The sequence below is a fragment of the Roseateles saccharophilus genome, from assembly GCF_031458095.1.
GTDB classification, from domain to species: Bacteria; Pseudomonadota; Gammaproteobacteria; order Burkholderiales; family Burkholderiaceae_C; genus Pelomonas; species Pelomonas saccharophila_A.
The window spans coordinates 884,542-906,956 of record NZ_JAVDXU010000001.1 but is presented as its reverse complement, the minus strand read 5'-3'; the positions used below and the strand labels follow the sequence as shown (position 1 = coordinate 906,956).

Below are 22,415 nucleotides of genomic sequence, written 5' to 3'. Positions count from 1 at the left end.
GTCAGTTGAAGGCGACGGTGATGGTCAGGGGCGGTTCGCCGTCGCCATCGTTACCCGCAGCGCCGAACGAGATGGCCGCGGCCGGTCCGCGCGGCGGCAAGGCCGAGCCCGTGGCGGCAACCATCTCCATGCCAAAGGCCTGGCGCGATTCCACCGCGGCGGCGATCCAGATGGGCAGGGCGCGCAGCACGGTCGGCGTCGTCGCGCTGACGACGCGCGGCACCAGGGCGCCGGTGCCCGGGCCGGCCGGCGCGTTCTGGGCCAGCAGCAGGTCCTGCACATTGATGGGCACGCCCAGCCAGGCGCTGACCGCCACCGGCACGACGACGACCGCGCTGGCCTGGGCCGAGGCGGTGGCCGCGAGGGCGGGCGCCAGCGGCGTCAGGGCGCACAGCAGGCCGGCGGCCGCGCACAGGGCGCAGGAGGCGCTCGTCATGGCTGCGAAGGGCGGCGCCCTCAGTTGTAGGCGACGGTGACCTTGACGACGCCGGTGTAGGTGCCGGCGACCTGGGCTGCGCCGACGGTCAATTTGCCGCCGACAAAGATATAGGCGGCGCCGCTTGAGAGCGTGCCCGTCGTTGCATCGGTGGTCTCGTCGGTCTTGCCGGTCGCGGTCGCCGCCGCCAGGGCTTCGGTGATCCAGTCGACAGCCATGGTGTTGACGCCGCCGTCACTCAACGTGGTGTCGCTGCCGGTGTAGTCGATGGAGAAGGTGTTGTTGCCCGAACCGGTGACGTCGAAGCGCGCAGCCACGCCGGCGACGCCGGTGGGCAGTGCGGCGGTGCCGGACTTGGTGCGGGTGCCGTCCGTCGCCAGGGTCACGACGCCGTTGCCGGCGACGACGTTGCCGAACACCAGGTCGGCCGCCTTGGTGACGGCAATGGGTTGCAGCACGACGGCCGTCGCCGAGGCGGTGGCGTTGTCGGCGGCCTGCACGGCACGCATGCCGGCGGCCCCCAGCAGCACGAGAGCGCCCAGGGCCAGCAGGCCTCGGACATTGGCGGTCTTCTTCAGCGACAGGGTCATCATGGTCTTCTCCTCAATGCCCGATGGGGGCCAGCCTGCATGCTGCAGGGCCTCATGAGGGGCTTATCGGCCGAAGAAGCCAGGGCTTGAATGCCAATTCACCAGGTGGGGCCGAGCAGCAGATAGGCCGCGGACTCGCCGTTGCGGGTCGCGCCCAGGGCGAGGAAGAAGGGCCCGAAGCGCGTGTCGACGCTGAGAAAGCCGCTGACGGCCTGCTGCCAGCCGCTGCGCGGCACATTGGCCAGCTTGAGGCCCGAGCCCGCGCCGATGGCCCCGGTCTCCAGCGAGAAGCCGATGCGCACGGCGCCGCCCAGGCCCACCGGCATCTCGCCGATGCGCCGCGCCATGACGACGCGGGCCAGCAGCATGTTCTCTCCCACCAGCGAGCCATCCGGCGTGCCCGACAGGCGCAGATAGCCGCCCAGCGAACGCGCCTGGCCGCGCTCCGCATGGGCGAATTCGCCATAGAGCTGGCCGGCCCATTCGCCGAGGCGGAAGGCCGACAGGCCGAGCAGGGAGGCATTGATGACGCTGGATTCACCGCGCGGGCGCAGCCATTCGATGCGGGCCGTCGTCCATTGGCCGCGGCTGGGGAAGGCCAGCGAGTCGAGGGAGTCAGTGTGCAGCTCCACATACTGCTGGCCATAGGTCTGCGAGCGCCGGCCGTTCTCGGGAATGACGGGCAGCACGACTTCGTCGCTGGCGCGCAGGCGGCCGACACCGAAGCGCAGGTCACCCAGGCCCGCCACGCGGTGGCCGAGCTCGATCTGGGCGCTGGTCAGGCTGCTGGACAGGCGCAGGGCGCGCTGGCCCTGGTCGAAGACGTCGTTGCTGCCGGCCGTGTAGGCCAGCTTGGCGCTGACGAACCAGCGCGAGCCGGGCCCCAGCGGCTGGTAGAACTCGGTGTTGAGGCCACGCGTGGAGCCGATGCGGGCGACGGTGCGCAGCTCGGCCCCCCAGCGGTTGAGCCAGTTGGCCACATGCATGCCGACCAGGGAGTAGCTGTTGGCATCGGCGAAGTTGCTGTAGAGCTCCAGACCGAAGCGCACGCGGCTGGCCGCCCAGTCGGCCTCGGTGAGCTTGAACTCGACATGACGCTGGCCGTCGCGGTCGTCGATCTCGGTCTCGATGCGTTCGAAGTCACCGGTGCCGTCCAGGCGTTCGACGGCCCGCGTCAGCTCAGCGCGGCCGACGGGGTCACCCGGCTGCAGCCCCAGCTCGGCACGCAGCGCCTCGGCGTTGACGCGTCGGGCGCCGCTGATCTTCAGCTCGGCCAGAGGCAGGGCGGGCAGGGCGGATTCCGGCGTGCCCAGGCGCCTGGCCTGCAGGGCGGCCTGGTCGGCCGGTGCAGCCAGGGCCGCCAGCCGCGCCCCCGCGGCCAGGGCGGCGCGCCGGCCGGTGGCCATGGCCTCGTCGGCGCGGTAGAAGTCCATGAAGCCCATGCCGGGCAGGTCGGGGTCGATGACGATGTCCTGGGCTTTCAGCTCGCGCAGCGAGCGCTGCACGTTCTGCTCGGTCAGGATCTGCAGCATCTGGTTGGCCACCATGACGGCGCTGGTGATCTCGCGGTCCTCCAGCAGCGGCGTGCCGACATTGACGGCGATGACGATATCGGCGCCGAGCTGGCGCGCCAGGTCGACCGGCAGATTGCGCACCAGGCCACCGTCCACCAGCGGGCGGCCGTTGACGCGCAGCGGCGCGAACACGCCGGGCACGGCCATGGAGGCGCGCAGGGCTTCGAAGAGGGGCGTATCGGCCTGGTCCAGCATGGCGCCGGAGAGCAGGTCGGTGGCGACGGCGCGAAAGGGGATGGGCAGGCGGCGCAGCGGGTCGTCGGCCCGCGTGGCGGGAATCAGCGCGGACAGCGTCGCTTCCAGCTGGCCATTGGCTGCGGCGCCGCCGGGCAGCATGGCGCCGCGCTGGGGCGTGAAGCCGAATTCGATGCGCGAGGGCAGGCGCTCGTCGTCCTCGCGGCGGCGTATGGCCAGGCGCTCACGCGCGGGGCGGTCGGCCAGGATGGAGTTCCAGTTGGCGCTCTTCACCAGGGCTTCGAGTTCGTCGAGGCTGCGGCCCGAGGCATAGGCCCCGCCGACGACGGCGCCCATGCTGGTGCCGACGATGAGGTCCACCGGCACCTGCATCTCCTCCAGCACACGCAGCACACCGATATGGGCCAGGCCGCGGGCACCGCCGCCGGAGAGGACGAGGCCGATCTTGGGGCGGGGTGGTTCGGCGGCCAGCACGGAGCTGGCGATCAGGCAGCAAAGGAGGAGCAGGCGTTTCATGGCGGCCCGCACCATAGCAGCGTCAGCGCAGGCCGAACTCCGCCAGTTCGCCCTGGCGGCGCAGTTTCTGGATGGCCAGGTGCAGCCTGTCGACCGGCTCCCGCGGCGTGGCGGAGTGGCAGGCCACATAGGCGTCCACGCGACCCAGCGTCAGCTGGTGCTTGAGCGGCGCGCCGCCCTCGGCACGGATCACCCGCTCGGCCGCAATTTCGTTGACGAACCAGAAGTCCACGCGCCGCGCCTGCAGCATGCGCAGGGCGGTCACCGAGTTGTTGACCTCCTGGGCTGCGATGCCCTGCTCGCGCAGCCAGTTGGCGGCAGCGGATTCGCGCTGCACGACGACGCCGTGGCCACGCAGGTCCAGCGGTCCGTTCAGGGCCTGGGTCTCGTCGGCGCGCGCGTAGACGACCAGGGCACCACTGGCCAGCGGGCCGGCCCAATGGAAGGCGGCCTCGCGCTCGGGTGTGCGTGACAGTCCCACCGCGCAACTGCCTGGCGTCGCGCTGGCGGTGGCCAAGGCGCGCGGGATGGGCAGGGCCTGGATGCCCAGCGGCACGCCGCTGACCCGGCCCAGCTTGGCGAGCAGTTCGGCGCCCGGGCCGCTGACGGTGCCGTCAGCAGCGACATCGAACAGACCGGGATTGGGGAAGACCAGCAACTGAAGCTGCTGCGCCCGGGCCGTGCCGCAGAGCAGCGCGAGCAACAAAACAAGCAGACCTCGCATGCTGAATTCCATCCCTCCGGAAATGGCGGGCAGGGTAGCGCGTGGCCGCCTGATCTGTCTCCCCGACAATCCCTGCATGACCGCTTTGACCTCCCTGCGCATCGGCGAGGGCTGGGACACCCACCAGCTTGTCACCGGCCGCCCGCTGATCCTCGGCGGCGTCACCATCCCGCACACGCACGGCCTGCTCGGCCACTCCGACGCCGACGCCCTGGCTCACGCCATCACCGATGCCCTGCTCGGCGCCGCCGCCCTGGGCGACATCGGCAAGCTTTTCCCCGACACGGCCGCCGAGTTCAAGGGCGCCGACTCCATGGTGCTGCTGGCCGAGGCCTATCGCCGCGTGCGCGATGCGGGTTGGCAGCTGGTCAACCTGGACAGCACCATCGTCGCCCAGGCGCCCAAGATGGCGCCGCACATCCCGGTCATGCGGGCGCGGCTGGCCGAGGTGTTGGGCGTGGACATGGGCCAGATCAATGTGAAGGCCAAGACGGCCGAGAAGATGGGGCCGGTGGGCGAGGGCCGGGCCATCGAGGCGAGGGCGGTCTGCCTGTTGTGCCGCTGAGGAGTCGCTAACATCGCGCGCCCTCTGACTTCCCGAGCCGCGCGTCCATGCATGTCGAACCGCCCACCCACGCCCCGACGAATCTGAAAGAACTCGGCATCCACTATCTGATGATCGTGTTGGGCATCCTGACCGCCCTGGGTCTGGAGGCTGGTTTCGAGGCCTGGCATCACCGCCGGCTGGCGAACAAGACGATCGAGCAGGTGGAGGTCGAGCTGAAGGCCAACTTGGCCGAGGTGCGCTCGACGCTGCAGGAGAACCAGAAGACCATCGCCGCGGTCGACACGATCTACGCCGAGCTGAAGACCCTGGCCCGTCAGGACAAACCGTCGTCCGAGGCCCTGAGCGAGATCCTGAACCAGCGCCTGCGCATCAGCATCTTCACGCCGGGCCTGAGGCGCGATGCCTGGGACACGGCCGTGGCCGACCAGGCGCTGATGCACATGCCGATCAACACGCTGCGCCGCCTGTCCGAGGCCTACACCGCCCAGCGCGAAGCCCAGATGGCGGTGCAGACCAATTTCAATGTGCTGGGCTCGTTCTCGCGCCTGACCGACGCCGCAGTGGACGCCGAGTTCGGCCGCGCCGACGCCGTGGAGGCGCTGAAGGCCCTGCGCGGCTACCGCCTGACGCTGACGGCCATCGCGGGCATCGAGCGTGACCTGGCGCGGCAACTGGCCCAGTCTCTGGGCGAGCCGATGCCGGCCGCGGCATCGGCACCCGCCAGCACCGCGTCGGCCCACTGAGGCTCGGCGCACCTGCTTGAGGCCGGTGTGCCTGAGGGGCTCAGGCCGCCTGCAGCTTGAGTACCGTGATCAGGCCGCCGCCCTGTGCATTGCTGATGGACAGGGTGCCGCCCAGGCGCTGCACCGACTTCTCGACGATGGCCAGGCCCAGGCCGGCGCCGCTGGCGGCGGTGCGGGCCGCGTCGCCGCGGTAGAAGGGCACGGTCAGGCGCTGCAGGCGGTCGGGCGGCACGCCGGGGCCGTGGTCGCGCACCTTCACCTCGACCCAGGAGCCCTGGCGCGCGGCGCTGACGTCCACGCGCGCCGGTTCGCCTTCCGCATGGCCATAGCGGCGCGCGTTCTCGAAAAGGTTGAGCAGCACGCGGCCCAGCTCGGTGTCGTCGACGAAGACCTTGAGGGCCTCGCTGACCTGCACGCGAAAGCGGATCTGGTCGGGGTCGCGAAAGCCCTGCACCTCGCGCTCGACGATGTCTATCAGGCGGGCTTCGCGCAGCTGGGTCTCATTGGGCCGCGCATAGTCCATGAACTTGCTGATGATGGCGTCGAGCTGATCGATGTCCTGGGCCATGAAATGGCGCGCCTGCTCGTCGTTGACGCTCATCTCCGTCTCCAGCCTGAGGCGCGCCAGCGGCGTGCGCAGGTCGTGGGAGATGCCGGCCAGCATGACGGCACGGTCCTCCTCCAGCTTGGCCAGCTCGCGGGCCATGCGGTTGAAGCCCATATTGACCTCGCGGATCTCGCTGGTCATCGTCGTCTCGTCCAGGCGCGAGTCGTACTCGCCCTCGCGGATGCGCCCGGCGGCCTCGGCCAGCTCGCGCAGCGGCTGGTTGATGAGGCGGGCGATCAGGGCCGAGCCGACGACGGTGGCCAGCAGGGCGATGACGACCCACCACCAGTTGCTCGCCAGGGAGATGGACAGCGGCGTCGGGCTGGTGCGCAGCCAGAAGGCGTCTTCGCCGACGACATAGCGCACCCACAGGCCCGGCACGTCGTTGACGCTGCGCGCCACGACCGTGTCCGGCCCCAGCGTGTTGCGCAGCTCCGCGGCCAGCTGCTTGGCGAAGGGGCTGGTGTCATAGGGCAGCCAGCGGTCGCTGGTCTCGGCCACGCGCACCTGCACCGTGTCGCCGCGCGACATCGAGCTGATGACGGCGACGCGGTTGATGGGGTCGGTGTGCTCCAGCGCGATGCGGCTGAGCTTGACCAGGCCGGCCAGCTGCTCGGCCGACTCCAGCGCGCGCGGCTGGGCTTCCAGCAGCTTGAAGGTGTATTGCCAGGCCAGCACCGCGCCGGCCAGCAGCAGGGCCAGCCAGGCAAAGGTGCGCCAGAAGAGATTGAGTGCGAGATGCGGCCGAGCCATGCTCAGGAGTTGAGCATGGCTTAGGCGTTCTCGTCAGGCACAAAGACGTATCCAACGCCCCAGACGGTCTGGATATAGCGTGGCTGGGCCGGGTCGGCTTCCAGCATCTTGCGCAGCCGCGAGATCTGCACGTCCAGGCTGCGGTCGAAGGGCTCGAACTCGCGGCCACGGGCCAGCTGGGCCAGCTTGTCGCGGCTCAAAGGCTGGCGCGGGTGGCGCACCAGGGTCTTCAACATGGAGAACTCGCCCGTCGTCAACGGCAGCTGTTCGCCGTTCTTGGTCAGGCGGCGCAGGGCCAGGTCGAATTCGAAGGGGCCGAAGGTGACCGTCATCGGTTCCTTGGACGGTGCGCCCGGGGCTTCCGGCGGCGGGCGGCGGCGCAACACGGCGTTGATGCGGGCCAGCAGTTCGCGCGGATTGAAGGGCTTGGCCAGGTAGTCGTCGGCGCCGACCTCCAGGCCGACGATGCGGTCCACGTCCTCGACCTTGGCCGTCAGCATGATGATGGGCGTCTGGTCGTTGGCGGCGCGCAGGCGGCGGCAGATGGTCAGGCCGTCTTCGCCGGGCAGCATCAGATCCAGCACGATGAGATCCACGGTCTCGCGGGTCAGCTGCTTGTTCAGGGCACGGCTGTCCTCGGCGAGCAGGACTTCAAAGCCTTCCTGCGTCAGATAGCGGCGCAGAAGGTCACGGATGCGGGCGTCGTCATCGACGACGAGGATGCGGTTGGGGCGGGGTGTCGCGCTGCTGTTCATCGCGGTTCCTGAATTTGTAACAGCGGCATTGTGAGCAGGTTTTGAAACCCCGCTTTGTAGGACATCACGCAGCAGTTACAGCTCGTTGCCAACTGGCGGCGTTAATCTGGGCTTTCCCTCCTTGCAAAGCGAGTTCCCCATGCGTGCCGTCCTTGTCCTGTCGACCCTTGCCCTGACGATATCGGCCCATGCGGCCAACGACGGGCCGCCCCGCGAGCGCCTAAGCCTGTCGGCCAGCGCCAGCGCCGAGGTGACGCGGGATGTGCTGGGCATCGCCTTTTCGACGACCCGCGAGGGCGCGGACGCCGCTGGCGTGCAAACGGCGCTGAAGCAGGCCCTGGACGCTGCCCTGGCCGAGGCGCGCAAGGTCGCCAAGCCGGGCCAGGTCGATGTGCAGACAGGCAGCTTCTCGCTCTACCCGCGCCACGACCCCAAGACCGGCAAGCTCAGCGGCTGGCAGGGCAGCGCCGAGCTGCTGGTGGAAGGGCGTGACGCGGCGACCATCGCCCAGCTGACCAGCCGTATCAATACGTTGACGATCGCTCGTGTCGGCTACAGCCTGTCGCGCGAGGCGCGCGAGAAGGCCGAGGGCGACATCACGGCCCAGGCGATCTCGCGCTACCGGGCCAAGGCGGCCGACTACGCCAGGCAGTTCGGCTACGGCAGCTATGTGGTCGGCGAGGTCAGCATCAACAGCGACGAGGCCGGACCGCGCCCGGTGATGGGCATCATGCGCATGAAGGCCGAGGCTGGCGACATGGCCCTGCCGACCGAGGCCGGCAAGGCGACCGTGACGGTGAATGTCAGCGGCAGCGTTCAGCTCACCAAATAGTTATACCGCCGTCCAGCCGCCGTCCATGGACCAGGCCTGGCCGCGCACATTGACGGCGGCGTCCGAGCACAGGAAGACGGCCAGGGCGCCCAGTTCGTCCGGCGTCGTGAACTGCAGCGAGGGCTGCTTCTCGGCGAGCAGGCGGCGCTTGGCTTCGTCGTTGTCGACGCCGTCCTTGGCGGCCAGGGCATCCACCTGCTTCTGCACCAGCGGCGTCAGCACCCAGCCCGGGCAGATGGCGTTGACGGTGACGCCGGTCGTGGCTGTCTCCAGTGCGATGCTCTTGGTGAAGCCCACCAGGCCATGCTTGGCCGCCACATAGGCCGACTTCTGCGCCGAGGCGACCAGGCCGTGGACGGACGCGATGTTGAGGATGCGACCCCAGTTCTTCTTCAACATGCCGGGCAGGGCCAGGCGGGTCGTATGGAAGGCGGAACTCAGGTTGATGGCGATGATGGCGTCCCACTTCTCGACCGGGAAGTCCTGCACCGCCGCCACATGCTGGATGCCGGCGTTGTTGACGAGCACGTCGATGCCGCCGAATTCGGCGTCGGCATAGGCCACCATGGCGGCGATGTCGGCCGGCTTGCTCATGTCGGCGCCGTGGTAGCCGACTTTCACGCCCAGGGCCGCCACTTCGGCCTTGGGGCCGTCGACGTCGCCGAAGCCGTTCAGGATGATGTTGGCGCCTTCACGGGCCAGGGCGAGGGCGACGCCGAGACCGATGCCGCTGGTGGAGCCCGTGACGAGGGCGGTCTTGCCTTTCAACATGGAGGGGTCCTTCTGGGTTGCTAGGATGACTTCAAAGGATTGCATCATGACCCAGCCCCAACTGCGCTTCGTCAATTGCCTAGACAGCACCGGCCTGCATCGCATGGCTTACTGGGAGTGGGCCGGCCCCAGCGTGGACGCGCCTGTCCTCGTCTGCGTGCACGGCCTGTCGCGCCAGGGGCGCGACTTCGACGCCCTGGCCCGCGCCATGGGCGATCGCTACCGCGTCATCTGCCCCGACGTCGTCGGCCGAGGCCGCTCGGACTGGCTGCGCCAGCCAACCGGCTACCAGATCCCCAGCTATGTCGCCGACATGGTGGCCCTGCTGGCGCGGCTGAATGTGGAACAGGTGGACTGGGTCGGCACCTCCATGGGTGGCCTGATCGGCCTGGGCCTGGCTTCGCTGCCACGGCCCGACGGCGTGGCCAGCCCCATCCGCCGCCTGGTGCTGAACGACGTCGGTCCGGCCATCCGCTTCGAGGCCCTGCAGCGCATCGGCGCCTACCTCGGCAAGGCCATGCGCTTCAAATCGCTGGAGGAGGGGGCGGCCTATCTGCGCAGCATCTCCGAAGGCTTCGGCCCGCACACCGACGACGAATGGCTGGCCCTGTCCGAGCCGCTGTTCCGCCAGGACGGCGCCGAGTGGAAGCTGCATTACGACCCGGCCATCGCCTTGCCCTTCTCGGCCGTCACACCCGAACTCGCCGCGGCGGGCGAAGCCGCGCTCTGGGCGGCCTATGACCAGTTGCGCTGCCCGACGCTGCTGATCCGCGGCGCCGAGTCGGATCTGCTCAGTGCCGAGACGGCGCGCGCCATGACGCAGCGAGGCCCCAGCGCCCGCCTCGTCGAACTGCCCGGCATCGGCCATGCGCCCACCTTGATCCATGCCAACCAGATCGCGGTCGTGAGGGACTTCCTCAGTTCATGAAGACAGGCTTGATGCCCGAGGGCGCGGCCACCGCGCCCATCGTTGCTTTGCTGGATGCCGGAACGGGGCATTCCACGGCCGAGGTCGTGCGCGCCCGCGCCTTTGCCGAACCCTTGCTGGCCGGCGAGGTGCTGGACACCGGCGAGAACGCCCTGGCCCATGCCGACGGCGTGGCGGCCATCCTGCAGGGCGTGGGCGCCGCGCAGGAACTGCAGGCGGCCGCCTATCTGGTCTATGCGGCCGATTTCCTCAACAAGCCCGAGGAGGTCGTCGCCAAGGCCTTCGGCGACAGCTACACCAGCCTGGTCACACACACGCGCCGCCTCGTGCAACTGCAGCGGGCCGCGCGCGACGCCAAGGTGCATACCGACCGGCGCGCCGACGTCCGCGCCGAGCAGACCGAGCGCGTGCGCAAGATGCTGCTGGCCTTCTCGCGCGACCTGCGCGTGGTGCTGCTGCGCCTGGCATCCCGGCTGCAGACGCTGCGCTGGTACGCCGCCAGCAAGCAGCCCTGCCCGCGGGAGCTGGCCGATGAATCGCAGGCCGTGTTCGCGCCGCTGGCCAACCGCCTGGGCATCTGGCAGATCAAGTGGGAGCTGGAGGACCTGGCCTTCCGCTTTCGTGAGCCCGAGACCTACAAGGCCCTGGCCAAGGCTCTGCACGAGACCCGCGTCGAGCGCGAGCAGCGTGTCGAGGCCGCGCGGGCGGCCCTGCAGGCCGATCTCTATGCGCAGGGCCTGGCCGCCGAGGTGCAGGGCCGGCCCAAGCACCTCTACAGCATCCACAAGAAGATGCAGGGCAAGGACCTGTCGCTGGACCGCGTCTTCGACCTGCGTGCCTTGCGCGTCATCGTCGCCAGCGTGGCCGACTGCTATGCGGCGCTGGCGCGGTTGCACGAGCTCTACACGCCGGTGCCGGGCGAGTTCGACGACTACATCGCCAAGCCCAAGCCCAATGGCTACCAGTCCCTGCACACCGTCGTGCTGGGGCCCGACGACCGGGCCATGGAGGTGCAGATCCGCACGCGCGAAATGCATGAACACGCCGAGCATGGCGTGGCCGCGCACTGGGCCTACAAAGAGGCGGGGGCGCGGGGCTATGCCGGTGTCAGTGCGGCTGGCGAGTTCGAGGAACAGGTGGCGCGCGCCCGCAAGGCGGTGCTCAACCAGCTGCTGGCCTGGGAGCGCGACGCGACCCATGCCGAAGGCGCGGCCAGCTTCGACGACCGCATCTATGTCTTCACGCCGCAGGCCACCATCGTGGAGCTGGCGGCCGGTGCGACGCCGGTGGATTTCGCCTATGCGGTGCACACCGACCTCGGCCACCGCTGCCGCGGCGCCCGCATCGACGGGCAGATGCTGCCGCTGAACACGCCGCTGCACAGCGGACAGACGGTGGAGATCATCGCGGCCAAGGAGGGCGGGCCGTCGCTGGACTGGCTCAACCCCGAACTCGGCTATCTGCAGAGCCAGCGCTCGCGCGCCAAGGTCAGGGCCTGGTTCAACGCGCTGCAGCTGGCCCAGACCGTGGCCAAGGGCCGCGACCTGGTCGAGAAGCTGCTGCAGCGCGAGGGCAAGACGGCACTCAAGCTCGACGAACTGGCCGCGCGCCTGGGCTTCAAGGGCGCGGACGCACTGTTCGAGGTCGTCGGCAAGGACGAGTACTCGCTGCGCAATATCGAGCTGCTGCTGCGTCCGCCCGAACCCGTGGCCGACGAGGACGAGCTGCTCGCGCAGAAGCACACGCGCAGCGCCAGCAGCGGCACGCGCGGTGGCGTGCTGGTGGTGGGTATCGACTCGCTGCTGACGACGCTGTCGCGCTGCTGCCGGCCTGCGCCGCCGGATGCCATCCAGGGTTTCGTCACGCGCGGCAAGGGCGTGGCCATCCATCGCAGCGATTGCAGCAATCTCGCCGAGATGAAGCGCCGTTCACCCGAGCGTGTCATCGCGGTGGAGTGGGGCGGCGGCGAGGCCGCGGGCAAGGCACCGGTCTATCCGGTCGATGTGCTTGTGGAAGCGGGCGATCGCCAGGGCCTGCTGCGTGACGTGCTGGAAGTCTTCGCCAAGGAGAAGATGAACGTCGTCGCCGTGAACACGCAATCGATGAAGCCCGGCGCCACCAAGCCCAGGGCCGGTGGCGGCGACACGGCCTGGATGAGCTTCACGCTGGAGCTGTCGGATGCGTCCAAGCTGGCCAAGGTGCTGCGCGATCTCTGCGCCATCTCGGGCGTTCGTTCTGCGCGCCGCAAGTGAATCTGGACGACACCCAAAAAACCATGCTATAGTGCGCAGCTCTTCAGGCGCGTAGCTCAGTTGGTTAGAGCACCACCTTGACATGGTGGGGGTCGTTGGTTCGAATCCAATCGCGCCTACCAGATTTGAGACCGATCCCATGGTTCGGTCTGTCGGTAGGTAGAACAAGCACTTAGCGGAAACGCTAGGTGCTTTTTCTTTGGCCGTACGGAAAAAGTACGGAAAACCGGGCCGCAAAGAACGGGGTTTGATCAACGCAGGTGCCAATGCCTATGGCCGCGCTACCGCCGTGCGCCGTCCAGGCAATCAGCCGGCCTTGAAGTCTTGTTGGCCTTGAGCCAATCGTCCATGCTGATCTCGCGCACCTCGACGCCGGCCAGGAGTTGAACCCGGCGGTTGTGAGACTGCGCCCAGCTCATCCGGCGGGTAGCGGCCAAGTTCTTCTGTTGATATTCCTGGGGCTCCTGCGCGAAGCCAGGCTTGAAACTCGGCGATCACCCCGACCCGGCCCTTGACGACGACTCGCCGGGCCGCCGGGCAAAATCCAGATGATCGGGGCGAGCCTGGCGTCAGGCCTACCGGGAAGCCCGCCTTGAATGATGGAGCAGCATCAATGGCACTGACGAAGAAGGGCGAGTTCTGGTACGGAACAACGTCCGGCGACACCCAAGCCGAGCTGCGTAGCTACAGCGTTGCGAATCGCCACGAGGCCGTCCGGTTTGCCGCGTCCAAATGCGATTGCGGGTGCCGGACCTTCGCGCTGCAGACCGATGAAGAAGCCGGCGTGGCGATCCGCACTTGCACTGACTGCGGGCAGGAACACCTGATGGGCGACAGTGCGGACTACGTTGAAGAAGCCGCGCCCGAGGCGCACGAGTGCGTGTGCGAGAACGAGGTGTTCGAGCTGATGTCTGGTGTCTCCGTGTACGAGGGCACACATGACGTGCGCTGGTACTACATAGCTTGCCGCTGCGTGGAATGCAATCTGGTCGGCGTCTTCGCAGACTGGAAGTGTGAAGCGGGTGATGCAGCGGCCTTCCTCGCCAAGGTATGAGCAGAACCCCGCAGACAGCACCACCAATCACGTTGATGATGCCCTCATCATCGTCATGCTCTTTGCAGTTCAACAGAACAATGGGAAGGCAGAAGTTGTCCATTCGTCGAATGGCGACAGCTACGTGCTGCCACGACGGCGAACGAATCTGTTCACTATCCCATTGCCTGCCGTCCCGGCAGTAGCGAATGATCGTAAGGTGCTGAACGGGCGAAATCATCTGGAGGCGAACGCCGTAGCAGCCGTGGGGTTCATGGCGCGAACGGGCAGTCAAGACGTACCATCCCATCCGTGAGCACGCAACGTCTGCGCCCGCAGCGGAGCGGCCTGCGGCTATGGGCTGGAAGTTGCCGTTCGCATGCGCTGGAGGTCGCTCGTCGTCACCCACTTCGTGGAGCACGATATGACTACCTCCTCGACTGAGAGCCCTGCCTCGGCAACGCTACGGGGCTCAGTCTTGTATGTCGAGGATGAACCTATCAGCTTCATCGTGGTGGAAGAGCTCTTGTCGAGCCATCCCGACGTGCGTCTCATTCGAGCACTGACTGGCGATGAAGGCGTAAGACTGGCCCGAAGCGAACATCCCGACGCAATACTGCTCGACATGCACCTACCGGACATGTCCGGCATTGAGGTTGTCCGCAGGCTCAGTGAAGACATCTCCGCCGGATCTTTCCGCGTCGTTCTTCTGACTGGAGACAGGCTCAACATCGACGTTCTCAAGGCAATGAGCCTCGGTGCGTTCGAGTATCTGATTAAGCCGGTGAGTCGTCAGAGGCTTGAGATCGCCTTGCAACGCGCGCTCGATGTCAAGGCGCGTAAGAAGCCCCAAGCCGAAAGCTAGGCAGGTTGCATCGGCTTCCGCGGACTGAGCCGCCGCCCGTTCCGCTCGCCGGCCATTTCGGTCAACCCGAATCCGCTGCCCCCCAGACCGACAACGCCGCGAATCCGACATCAGCAGCGCAGGCGTTTATCTTGGTGGGCGCGGAGCTTGCGCCGTCAGGCTCCCCCTCATGCTCATTCCCTTGAGGAACGCCCATGCCAGCCTTTGCGCGTCGGACCCCTGGAGATAAAGCCTTGGCCTCTTGCAAAATCCCAGCGCTCTTCCTGCTTGGCGCCGCTGCCTGCGTCCTGCTTTACCTGTTCTTGCTGAACTTCCCTCCCATCGGCCTGCACAGCCCCACGGCGGGTGTCATTCCCGTCCTGGTGCTGGCCACCACGGTGGCCTGGCTCACCGCGTGGGCCTTGCGGGCGCAAGGCTGGAGGGGCGCCGCCCTGGGGCTGGGCCGCGGCCAGCGGCCGGCGAGCTGTTTCGCGGCAGGCTTCTTGGCTGGCACTGCGCTGGCGGCAGCCTGGATGGGCATCGTCACGCTGGTCACGGGCTCCTTCTGGCACGCCAATCCAGCCTTCAGCGGCGGCGCCGTGCTGGCGGCCTGCCTGTTCCACTTGTTGAACAACCTCGGCGAGGAACTTGTCTACCGCGGCTACCTTTTCCTTCGGCTGGACTCGGCATGCGGAGCCGCTGCCGCCACCCTGACCACATCTGCTGCGTTCGCACTGCTGCACCTGCAGGCCGGGGCTGCCAGGGCTCAGCGTCCTGGCGGTCGTCTTCACTTCCGCGCTGGTCTTCGGGGCCGCCTTCTCCCGCTGGCGCAGTCTGCCGCTCGCGCTGGGCTTTCACGTCGCGACCAACGTGGTCCAGGACACCACCGGCCTGCGCACCGGCGCCGCATCCCTGTGGGTGCCCGAGTACCCACCCGGATCGACGCAGCAAGGCCCCACCATCCTGTCGGCGATCGCGCTGCTCAATGCAGCCATCGCAGTGGCCTTGCTCATATGGCCGCGGGGCGCCGCGAGGGCGGCTTGACCCAATTCCCGGTCGGCATGCGCGCCGGTAATTCATGGGGACCGAACCGCGGATAGCGGTTCTCAGCCTGGAGCCGCTATCCGTGTCAGGCCCTCCGCAGCGGCGACGGCTTCGCAGCGATAGCTGACGGTCGCGGACGGCGTCCATACGGCAGCACTGTGCCCAAAACAGCCGCGCGCCAGCGGGGCGTTTGACGCCGAAGGTAGATCAGCGTACCGGCCGCAGCGAACGTCCGTCCCGCAACAGCAGGGCTTGGAAGCACGACCTGCCGCCCTCGACAGGATTGGCGTTGGGGTAGCAGCGGCGTGGGGTTTAGATTCTGGACCCCGGATTCCCGCGCCAATGCTCCCGCCCATGAGAGCAAGACGTCCCTCATTCGAAAGGTCCAGGCGGTGGGCGACCCAACGCTCAAGCAGCTCCAGCGCCCCGTCGATATTCCGGGTGGGTGCCCTTCACCCGGTCGGGCTCCAGCGTGCTTAGGAATTCCGCCAGATCGGAATCCCAGGCGATGCACAGCGTGCGTTCATTGCACCGCGCTGGCGGCTGCCTGGCGGGCGCTGAGCTCGCGCAGCGCCGCCACCTCGCCGACGCGCGCCACCTCGGTCAGGTGCTGCTGCCAACTCTGCACCGTGGCGCAGGCCATGGGCTGGCCCTGCCGGCGCCACCAGGTGGGCGAGGCGCGGGCGAGCCGCTCGGCCTCGGCGCGCAGGCGCTGCTGGTGGTCGGCCGGCCAGCCTGCGGCCTGGGCCAGCGCGGTGGCGTTGCTCAGCGTGCGCAGCGCGTCGCTGCGTTCGGACAGCAGCCGCGCCAGCGCGCCGCATTCCTCGGTGCGGCCGTGCTGCTGGCAGCGCTCCTGCATGAAGCCCTCGCCGCCGCCCGATGGTGCCGGCGCGCGCAGCCGCATCTCGGCACCCAGCGCCAGGCGCAGATAGCCGGGCAGGCTGTCGGGCAGCGCCGCCTGGGCGGCCAGCAGCAGCGACTGCGGGCGCTCCTGCCAGCGGCGCGACCGCAGCAGGCCGCGCCAGGCCTCGTCTGAGGCGCTGGGGTCGGCATCGGCCAGCGCGGCCCAGTGGGCGGCGTTGTCGGGCTCCAGCTTCAGCCGCGCACGGATCAGGCCGTGGCGGCAGGCCATGGGGTCGGGCTGTGTCGCGCAGGCGCTCTCGGCCCAGCCGAGCACCTCAGGCTGGCCGCTGCTCTGCGCCAGCTGCAGCAGCTGACGCGACCAGGCCTGCTCGGCGGCGGGGTCGTCCCCCTCGGGTGGCGACAACAGCAACGCGGCGGCGCGGGCGCGCGCGTCGCCCTGGCGCAACTGGGCCAGCAGCGTCGCACGAGCGGCGGCCAGCGGCTCGCGGCCCACCGGGCCGGGCAGGGATTCCAGATCCAGCGGCTCCTCGTCGTCGGCGGCGGGCGCGGCGGCGGAGAAGCGGCCCAGGCCGCACAAGTCCACCACCATCATTTTGGCGCCCGCAAGCAGCACCGGCTGCGCGGCAGCGGGCCCGGCCGGCGGCGCCGAGCCGGCTGGCGCGGAGGGCAGCGCCAGCACCTGCGCGGGGGGCGATTCAGCGGCGTCCGGCGCGGGCGTCTCGGCGCTAGGCCAGGCCAGCACGGCGACGAGCACCACGACAGCGATGGCGGCTGCGGTCCAGGCGGTGCTTGGTTTCATTGGCTCCTTGGAGTGGCGGGCCCGGGCGGGCGGGCCGCGCCGGCGACGGAGGTTACCGCGCCGGCCCTGCAAAGTTCATTTCCGCCAGGTCAGCGCTGAGCGCCAGCGAACTGGTCAGCGATGGTGGCTGGTTGGTCTGTAAGCGTGGCCTCAAGGCCCTCTGGCAAGACGGCGCCGAGCTGAGAACGATCGCCTGATCGTGCGTAAGCAATCGGATGGACGCCCCACCGGTAGACGGCACCGAAGTGCCACAGTGGAAGCGTCAGCAACCACTCGATCGAAGGAGCGTCCACCATGGAGATTGCGACGATCGGCCTCGATCTGGCCAAGAACGTGTTCCAGGTTCCACCTGCTGAACTGCCTTGAGGTCTTTCCGTGGCCCAGCCGCGCTATTACGACACTGCCCGGTCCTGCCACGTCACGATATGCGTACTGCGGCAGAACCGGGCCGAGTGCGCCTCAGCTCAGGTCGCAGCCGCTCGGGGTGGCCCACGTCGTCGTCGGCTTCATCGCCTTGACTGTGGCGGTGGCGGTGATCCCCACGTTGGCCGCGCCGATCTTGGTCTCCAGTTCGCTGATGGACACGATGTAGCTGTTCAGCGAGCTCAGGCCGGACTTGTTCGGGATGTACCAGCTGATCGCCTTGGTCGCGCCAGACGTGGCGTCGGTGGTGATGACGGTCTTCCAGAAGTAGTCCGGCGTCTTGATGCCGTGCGAGGAGACGAAGTAGTCGTTGCTTGTGTCGTTGTAGACCAGGCCGCCGTAGACGTAGACCGTGGCCAGGTCGCGGTAGCACTCAGCCACGTTCTCGGCCTCCACCCAGATGCCTTGGTTGAAGGTCGAGACCTGCGGCACGATGTTGCTCATGTAGTTTGCACGCTTGATATAGGTCGTGCTGGCGTCCATGTGGTTACTCGTGACCAGGTGGCCGCGGTCCCAGCCGCTGACGACACTGGCGTAGGAGGCGGTAGACAGCTGGCCGAGGCAGCCCGACGGCAGATCGGGGTCCAGGTAGAAGCTGGAAGGACGTGCGGCGCTGCCAGTGTCCTTGGTCAGCGTGTATTCGTAGCGGGTGGCTGCGCGGTTGGTGCAGTCGTAGGTCAGCTTGAAGCCGCCCTTGTCCAGCGTGACGACGGCGGCCTGGACATTGAGGCCCAGCACGGCAAAGAACAGGGTGACGATCAATTGGCGAGTCATGTCAGATCCTCTTGGTGTTTAGAAAGGAGAGGTGACATGTCCCTGCACGGCATACGGCGCGACCGCATCTCAGCCCGATCGGGCCGAGCACACGCAATCCGGGCGCTGCCCGCTCTTGGCAGGCATCGGTCGGATGCGGCTTCCTACAGTTACTTCCCAACGCGCCCCGTGTCGCAGCACCCGGAACGGTGCGATCAGCACCGCTTTACGGCATTTCCGGGCTGCAGGGTCATGAAGTCAAACTGGTCTTGTTTGACTTACTAGTAAGTAAGCAATATTCGTGTGACGGTGGCGGGTCATGAGCCCTGGGACTTTCCCGGGGGCGGATCTGGTCAGGTTCTGTCGCGATAAGCCGATCAGGGTGAGCAACGCCCGGGACGGCGACCTGCAGACGATGTTTAGGCTCGGCACCCCTTCGACGGATAGATGGCCCCCGCGCCAGTCCATGAAGTTCAATGCAGGCCCAGACAGCAAGCTGCGGCAAGAGTGACAGCGGCAAGCCACGTGCTCGTCGCCAGCATCAGCAGGACCGGGCGCCAGCCGGCGCTGGCGAGGTGCCGAAATGAGGTCTTCATGCCCAGCCCCGCCACGCCCAGCATCAGGCATGCGCGGGACCCCAGGTTGAGCGGGTCCTGCACAGGGCGCAGGCAGCCCAGGGAATTGAGCGCGGCCAGCGCAACGAACAGCCATAGAAAGCTGGGCACCAGCCCGCCCAGCCGCAGGGCCCGCGGTTGGGCCGGGTCATGCTTCGCTGCCGGCCTGTTGCAGGCGATGGACACGCCCAGCACAACGGCGACGAGCAGGCTCACGCGAAGCAGTTTCACGAGCGAGGCGGCATCACCGGCCGCCGGCGAGATGGCATATCCGGCCACCACCACCTGGGCCACGTCGTGGATGCTGCCGCCGATGAACAGGCCAGCTGCAGCCGGCGTGAGCTCCAGGTAGTGCGCCATCGGCGGAAAGGCCAGCATGGCTGCCGTCGAGAGCAACGTCGCCATCACAGCGACGACCAGGGCGTGGCGTTCGTTCGGCGTGTCACCGTCGCTGGCGCGTGGCAGCACGGCCCCGATGGCCAGCGCCGCGGAGGCGCCGCAGATCGCCGTGGCCCCGCCCGTCAGTACGCCGAGCGTCCAGGGCAGGCGCAAGGCCTTGGCCCCCCACCAGCCGCACAACAAGGTGGTGGCGACCGCACCCAAGACGACGAGCACCGTTGGCCATCCCAGGCCCACCACCTGGTCCCAGGTGATGCGCGCGCCCAGCAGCCCGACGCCCAGGCGCAGCAGCGTGCGGCTGCAGAAGTCCACACCGGCCGCGGTGCGGTCCTTCGGGTCCTGGCAATGCACTGCGGTGCCGAACAGCAGCGCATACAGCATCGGCGGGCCTTGGTGCAGGGCCGCCACGAAGGAGGCCGCCAGTGCGATCAGCACGCAGGTGGCCCAGCCCGGCCAGACCCGTCGCAAGGTCTGGCTCGGGGCCTCGAGGAATGCGGCGCGTGCCAGCATGGCCGCTCACTTCTCGACGAAGGCCCGCTCGATGACGAAGTGCCCGGGGTGGCTCATGTTCCCCTCGCTCAGGTCCATGTCGTCGAACAGCGCGCGCGTGTCGCGCAGCATCTCCGGACTGCCGCAGAGCATGAAGCGGTCGTTGTCTTTGCACAGCGGCGGCAGGCCGATGTCGCTTGCCAGCTTGCCGGTCTGCATCAGCACGGGAATGCGCCCCTGGTTGCGGAAGGGCTCGCGCGTCACGGTCGGGTAGTAGATGAGCTTGTCGCGCACCTGGTCACCGAAATACTCGTTGTCGGGCAGCTCGCGGGTGATGACGTCTTCGTAGGCCAGCTCGGCCACCTGGCGGCAGCCGTGCACGAGGATGACCTTCTCGTACAGCTCGTAGACCTCGGGGTCGCGCACCATGGCCATGAAGGGCGCGAGGCCCGTGCCGGTGGCCAGGAGGTAGAGGTGGCGGCCCGGCAGCAGGTTCTGGGTGAGCAGGGTGCCCGAGGCCTTGCGGCCGATGTGCACCGTGTCGCCCGCCTGGATGTGCTGCAGCCGCGACGTCAGCGGGCCGTCGGGCACCTTGATGCTGAGGAATTCCAGCGTCTCTTCCCAGTGCGGGCTCACCACGCTGTAGGCACGCAGCAGCGGCTTGCCCTCCACCATCAGGCCGAGCATCGTGAACTGGCCGCTCTGGAAGCGAAACCCCGGGTCGCGGGTGCATGTGAAGGAGAACTGGCGGTCGGTCCAGTGGCGGACGTCCAGCACCTGGGCGTCGAAGAGGTGGCTCATGCGCAGGACTCCAAGGCAAGTTGGTGGAGATAGGGCCAGGGAAAGATGCCGCGGTCGTGGCCATCGCTGAAGACGAGCTGCAGGCCGAATTCGCCGATCGGATGGATGCCGGTCAGGGCGGTGTCGGCGGGTGCGGTCTGCGGGTGACCGGCGCGGCGGTGTTTCTCGCAGCCGGCGCACTTGCAGGCCGACCTCAGGCGCGGCGCGGTGAATCGCACCTGGCGGCCGTCGGCCCAGCCCAGCTGCAGCACGCCGCTGGCCTGGTGCCACACCACTTCGGCAGGCACGGTGTCGTGCGAGCCCATCACACCAACTGCCCCACGCCCCGCGGGCCGACATCCGTGCACAAGCCCCCCAGGCCGCCTTCGCTCAGCTCGCCACCCATGGCGGCGATGCTCTCCTCGCGGATCAGGCCCTTGATCTGCCTCACCATGGCGGCGAACTCGGGCGAGGACGTCATCTCGGCGGTGCGCGGCCGCGGCAGCGGCACGTCAAGTTCGGCCTTGATGCGGCCGGGGCGCGCCGTCATCACGTAGATGCGGTCGGAGAGGAACACGGCCTCCTCGATGTCGTGGGTGATGAAGAGCACCGAGATGCGCAGGCGCTGCCACATATTGGTCAGGATCTCCTGCATGACGACGCGGGTCTGCGAGTCGAGCGCGCCAAAGGGCTCGTCCATCAGCAACACCTGGGGGCTGGTGGCCAGGGCGCGCACGATGCCCACGCGCTGCTTCATGCCGCCGGAGAGCTGCTCCGGATAGTGGTTCTCGAACGAGAGCAGGCCGGCCAGGCCCAGCAGCGTGCGCGCCTGCGCCTCGCGCTCGCTGGCCGAAACGCCCTGCATGCGCAAGCCAAACTCCACGTTGGCCCGCACCGTCATCCAAGGGAAGAGGGAGTACTGCTGAAACACGACACCGCGGTCGGAGCCGGGGCCGGTGATGCGCTGGCCGTCCAGCAGCACCTGGCCGGCGCTGGGCTGGAGGAAGCCCGCCACGGCGTTCAGCAGCGTGGACTTGCCGCAGCCCGAGGGGCCGATCAGCGAAACGAACTCGCCGGGCCGAACGTGCACGTTGGCTGCGCTCACCGCCTCGACCTCCCGCCCTTTGACGTGGAAGCGGATATGCAGGTCGCGCACGTCCACGCGGCCATGAGACGCCACCGGCATGTCCATCACCGACCTCCTTGCGAATGGGTTTGCCAGGGCATGGCGAGCTTGGCCAGTAGCCGGATGCCGCCGCTGCACAGCAGGCCCAGCACGCCGATCGTGATCATCCCGAGCGCAATCTCTGCGTAGCTGATCAGCGAATACGCTTCCCAGGTGAAGTAGCCGATGCCGAACTGCCCCGAGATCATCTCGGCGGCAATCAGCGACACCCAGGCCACGCCCATGCCGACGGCCAGGCCCGTGAAGATGTGGGGCAGGGCGCCGGGCAGCACCACATGCCTGAGCAGGCTGGCCTCGCCGGCGCCCAGCGTGCGTGCCGCGCGCAGCAGCACCGGATCGATGGCCTCGACACCGTGCACGGTGTTGAGCAGGATGGGGAAGAAGGCGCCGAGGAAGGTGATGAAGACGATGCTGACTTCGTTGTCGGGCCACAGCATGATGGACATCGGCACCCAGGCGATGGCCGGGATGGGGCGGAACACCTCCAGTGCCGGCATGGCCAGCGCCCGCGCCAGGCGGTAGCGTCCGATCACCACGCCCAGGCCGACGCCCAGCAGGGTCGCCACCAGGAAGCCCAGCAGGATGCGCCTCACGCTGATGCCGATGTTGGTGACGAACTTCGGGCTGGCGTTGACCTCGATCACCTTCTCCAGCACCTGTGAGGGCGTTGGGATGTTGTTGAAGCGGATGTAGGCATCGAGCTTGTAGTGCGTGGCCAGTTGCCAGAACAGCAGCACGCTGGCGATGGAGAGCGCGCCCATCAGCGCCGTCGCGCCCCGGCCCCGCCAGAAGCGCTGCCACAGATTGGGCGCCGTGGCCACCGGCAGCGGCAAGGGCAGCGGCGTCACGCCTTGGCCCACGTGGGTGGGCAAGGCGGCCTTGGGTGCGGCCTGCACGGGCGGCGGCACGAAGGTTTCGATGCGGGGCAGGGCGCTCATGGCAG

At 68.3% G+C, this 22,415-nt stretch carries 23 protein-coding genes and 1 tRNA gene; 10 read left to right on the top strand and 14 right to left on the bottom strand.

Annotation, left to right across the window (positions count from 1 at the left end; genetic code table 11):
• Position 1: 1 nt before the first annotated feature.
• From J2X20_RS04075 to J2X20_RS04060, 4 genes are all read right to left on the bottom strand, one after another.
• Positions 2-436, bottom strand: a complete 435-nt coding sequence (locus J2X20_RS04075; RefSeq protein WP_310261210.1) for a hypothetical protein — start codon at positions 434-436, stop codon at positions 2-4.
• Between the two features lie 20 nt (positions 437-456).
• A complete protein-coding gene (locus J2X20_RS04070; RefSeq protein ID WP_310261207.1) occupies positions 457-1,029 on the bottom strand; it encodes a DUF4402 domain-containing protein in 573 nt (190 codons plus the stop codon).
• Positions 1,030-1,124: 95 nt separating this feature from the next.
• On the bottom strand, positions 1,125-3,311 hold the full coding sequence (locus J2X20_RS04065; RefSeq protein WP_310261204.1) for a patatin-like phospholipase family protein: 2,187 nt from the start codon (positions 3,309-3,311) through the stop codon (positions 1,125-1,127).
• 22 nt (positions 3,312-3,333) lie between these two features.
• On the bottom strand, positions 3,334-4,035 hold the full coding sequence (locus J2X20_RS04060) for a substrate-binding periplasmic protein (protein ID WP_310261202.1): 702 nt from the start codon (positions 4,033-4,035) through the stop codon (positions 3,334-3,336).
• Positions 4,036-4,111: 76 nt separating this feature from the next.
• Here J2X20_RS04060 and ispF point away from each other — a divergent pair, with 76 nt between their 5' ends.
• A complete protein-coding gene (gene ispF / locus J2X20_RS04055; RefSeq protein WP_310261199.1) occupies positions 4,112-4,600 on the top strand; it encodes a 2-C-methyl-D-erythritol 2,4-cyclodiphosphate synthase in 489 nt (162 codons plus the stop codon).
• A gap of 47 nt (positions 4,601-4,647) precedes the next feature.
• On the top strand, positions 4,648-5,346 hold the full coding sequence (locus J2X20_RS04050; protein ID WP_310261196.1) for a hypothetical protein: 699 nt from the start codon (positions 4,648-4,650) through the stop codon (positions 5,344-5,346).
• 40 nt (positions 5,347-5,386) lie between these two features.
• Here the strand turns inward: J2X20_RS04050 and J2X20_RS04045 are convergent, their stop codons facing one another.
• Positions 5,387-6,706 (bottom strand): ATP-binding protein, encoded by a 1,320-nt coding sequence (locus J2X20_RS04045; protein WP_310261193.1) that lies wholly within the window; start codon positions 6,704-6,706, stop codon positions 5,387-5,389.
• Between the two features lie 20 nt (positions 6,707-6,726).
• Positions 6,727-7,461, bottom strand: coding sequence for an osmolarity response regulator transcription factor OmpR (ompR, locus tag J2X20_RS04040; protein ID WP_056197934.1), 735 nt, complete (start codon positions 7,459-7,461; stop codon positions 6,727-6,729).
• Positions 7,462-7,600: 139 nt separating this feature from the next.
• Here ompR and J2X20_RS04035 point away from each other — a divergent pair, with 139 nt between their 5' ends.
• Entirely contained in the window at positions 7,601-8,293 is a 693-nt protein-coding gene (locus J2X20_RS04035; RefSeq protein WP_310261186.1) for an SIMPL domain-containing protein, read from the top strand.
• On the opposite strand, the gene J2X20_RS04030 is transcribed toward J2X20_RS04035, so the two are convergent.
• Positions 8,294-9,064, bottom strand: coding sequence for a 3-hydroxybutyrate dehydrogenase (locus tag J2X20_RS04030; protein ID WP_310261183.1), 771 nt, complete (start codon positions 9,062-9,064; stop codon positions 8,294-8,296).
• 46 nt (positions 9,065-9,110) lie between these two features.
• On the opposite strand from J2X20_RS04030, the gene J2X20_RS04025 reads away from it, so the two are divergent.
• From J2X20_RS04025 to J2X20_RS03995, 7 genes are all read left to right on the top strand, one after another.
• Positions 9,111-9,992, top strand: coding sequence for an alpha/beta fold hydrolase (locus tag J2X20_RS04025; protein ID WP_310261180.1), 882 nt, complete (start codon positions 9,111-9,113; stop codon positions 9,990-9,992).
• On the top strand, positions 9,989-12,244 hold the full coding sequence (locus J2X20_RS04020) for a RelA/SpoT family protein (protein WP_310261177.1): 2,256 nt from the start codon (positions 9,989-9,991) through the stop codon (positions 12,242-12,244). Before J2X20_RS04025 ends, J2X20_RS04020 begins: the two co-directional genes overlap by 4 nt.
• A 45-nt stretch (positions 12,245-12,289) precedes the next feature.
• A tRNA-Val gene (locus J2X20_RS04015) sits at positions 12,290-12,366 on the top strand.
• Between the two features lie 491 nt (positions 12,367-12,857).
• The gene (locus J2X20_RS04010; protein WP_310261174.1) at positions 12,858-13,298 is read left to right on the top strand and encodes a hypothetical protein; all 441 of its coding nucleotides are present in this window, start codon (positions 12,858-12,860) and stop codon (positions 13,296-13,298) included.
• Positions 13,270-13,593 carry a hypothetical protein gene (locus tag J2X20_RS04005; protein ID WP_310261172.1) on the top strand — a complete coding sequence of 108 codons (324 nt, stop codon included), beginning with the start codon at positions 13,270-13,272 and terminating at the stop codon, positions 13,591-13,593. Before J2X20_RS04010 ends, J2X20_RS04005 begins: the two co-directional genes overlap by 29 nt.
• 108 nt (positions 13,594-13,701) lie before the next feature.
• Positions 13,702-14,142, top strand: a complete 441-nt coding sequence (locus J2X20_RS04000; RefSeq protein WP_310261170.1) for a response regulator — start codon at positions 13,702-13,704, stop codon at positions 14,140-14,142.
• 233 nt (positions 14,143-14,375) lie between these two features.
• The gene (locus tag J2X20_RS03995; RefSeq protein ID WP_310261167.1) at positions 14,376-15,221 is read left to right on the top strand and encodes a CPBP family glutamic-type intramembrane protease; all 846 of its coding nucleotides are present in this window, start codon (positions 14,376-14,378) and stop codon (positions 15,219-15,221) included.
• 467 nt (positions 15,222-15,688) lie between these two features.
• Here J2X20_RS03995 and J2X20_RS03990 read toward each other — a convergent pair whose 3' ends face one another.
• The 7 genes from J2X20_RS03990 to J2X20_RS03960 all read right to left on the bottom strand — a co-directional run bounded on the left by J2X20_RS03990 (position 15,689) and on the right by J2X20_RS03960 (position 22,410).
• Positions 15,689-16,828: a hypothetical protein gene (locus J2X20_RS03990; protein ID WP_310261163.1), complete on the bottom strand. Its 1,140-nt coding sequence runs from the start codon at positions 16,826-16,828 to the stop codon at positions 15,689-15,691.
• 459 nt (positions 16,829-17,287) lie between these two features.
• Complete coding sequence (locus J2X20_RS03985; protein WP_310261161.1) at positions 17,288-18,025, bottom strand: DNA/RNA non-specific endonuclease; 738 nt, start codon at positions 18,023-18,025, stop codon at positions 17,288-17,290.
• A 452-nt stretch (positions 18,026-18,477) separates the two neighbouring features.
• Positions 18,478-19,527 (bottom strand): YeiH family protein, encoded by a 1,050-nt coding sequence (locus J2X20_RS03980; protein ID WP_310261159.1) that lies wholly within the window; start codon positions 19,525-19,527, stop codon positions 18,478-18,480.
• Between the two features lie 6 nt (positions 19,528-19,533).
• Complete coding sequence (locus tag J2X20_RS03975; RefSeq protein ID WP_310261157.1) at positions 19,534-20,307, bottom strand: ferredoxin--NADP reductase; 774 nt, start codon at positions 20,305-20,307, stop codon at positions 19,534-19,536.
• The gene (locus J2X20_RS03970; RefSeq protein ID WP_310261155.1) at positions 20,304-20,612 is read right to left on the bottom strand and encodes a gamma-butyrobetaine hydroxylase-like domain-containing protein; all 309 of its coding nucleotides are present in this window, start codon (positions 20,610-20,612) and stop codon (positions 20,304-20,306) included. The genes J2X20_RS03975 and J2X20_RS03970 overlap by 4 nt, the downstream gene beginning before the upstream one ends.
• Complete coding sequence (locus J2X20_RS03965; protein WP_409034154.1) at positions 20,612-21,472, bottom strand: ABC transporter ATP-binding protein; 861 nt, start codon at positions 21,470-21,472, stop codon at positions 20,612-20,614. The genes J2X20_RS03970 and J2X20_RS03965 overlap by 1 nt, the downstream gene beginning before the upstream one ends.
• Before the next feature lie 5 nt (positions 21,473-21,477).
• Complete coding sequence (locus J2X20_RS03960) at positions 21,478-22,410, bottom strand: ABC transporter permease (protein WP_310261150.1); 933 nt, start codon at positions 22,408-22,410, stop codon at positions 21,478-21,480.
• Between the last annotated feature and the right edge of the window lie 5 nt (positions 22,411-22,415).